We start from the raw sequence: 1,064 nt of genomic DNA on the forward strand, positions 1-1,064 counted from the left end.
ACGCGAATATACGTCTCGTCTCCACAAAAGGAGCCAGACAGTTCGTAAGGAAAATGATCGATGAAAGGCTTGACGATCAGCGTGACACGGTTGGCATAGTTAATGATGGTCTGATGGGAAATCGACACCCCATGCACGTCCTTCATGACGCCCGCTGTTTTTCGAGAAGACATCCCGTAGTTGACGTGATACGTCAAAATCAGCCCAAGGATGTGAGAAGACACCGATAACGGGACAAATCCACCTTTGGCTTTTTCGGAGAGGACGGTACCAATGGACGAAAGTCAAACAGAAATTCTCGGTAAAGGTACCGAACTTTAAAGGCATGGGGTTTCTGTTTAAATCGTTTCCGTTCGTGGGTGTTCATGCGCCGAAGGCTCGTTTGGTAAAACGAACAATCATCGTTTTTGCACTTGTAGATGTGGTAATCTTTACGCTCTTTGATCTTCTCCAGTGTCTTGAAGCAGTGCGGACAACGCATGATGGCTTGAAGTGGCTGAAAGATGAAGTCATCGCCAATGTCTTGCATAAAGATCAAAACGATATTGACCAGTCAATCACTCGTTTTGAACAATACGTCTTACAGCACCCAGATGAGGTATTACGCCGCATCGGGTGTGCTGCGTGAACCAGAGGTTAAAATTTTAATTTGGATGTATATATACCTTTGATTATAAAGAGCCGTTGTTAAAAATTATTTCTAAGCAAGTTCAGTTGGAAGAAGTATAGCGCTACTCGTCATGGATTTTAACAAAGAGATGAGGAAGATTAACAACGAAAAGGGGATGACTCAAAAGCTCCTTTTTGATGAAATTTCACTGAAGTATGTGAAAGAGGCCACCTCTGAAACCCTTGGTTTTACTGGTGATCTCTTTTGCCATGTTGCCCCAGAAAGGAGCATTACCGCTCTTTTGGGTCGGCACCTTTTTGCATGAATTGACGCACTCGAGATAATTTTGCACAAATTTTACACGATATAAAATAACAAGTCACTCAAGCCTTGAAATATCAATACTTGAGATATATGGTTATAATCCTGCCGAGGAAAAACAGCCGCCTAGGCG

At 43.0% G+C, this 1,064-nt stretch carries 1 protein-coding gene and 1 pseudogene; one reads left to right on the forward strand and one right to left on the reverse strand.

The features are described from left to right. Window positions 1-454: pseudogene (locus VU18_RS20975) on the reverse strand (transposase); the annotation flags it as partial. Here VU18_RS20975 and VU18_RS20980 point away from each other — a divergent pair. Continuing rightward, the gene (locus VU18_RS20980) at window positions 356-628 is read left to right on the forward strand and encodes a hypothetical protein (protein WP_236687459.1); all 273 of its coding nucleotides are present in this window, start codon (window positions 356-358) and stop codon (window positions 626-628) included. The pseudogene VU18_RS20975 and the gene VU18_RS20980 sit on opposite strands and share 99 nt — an antisense overlap. The last annotated feature ends 436 nt before the right edge of the window (window positions 629-1,064 follow it).

The organism is Geobacillus sp. ZGt-1 (genome assembly GCF_001026865.1).
GTDB classification, from domain to species: Bacteria; Bacillota; Bacilli; order Bacillales; family Anoxybacillaceae; genus Geobacillus; species Geobacillus thermoleovorans.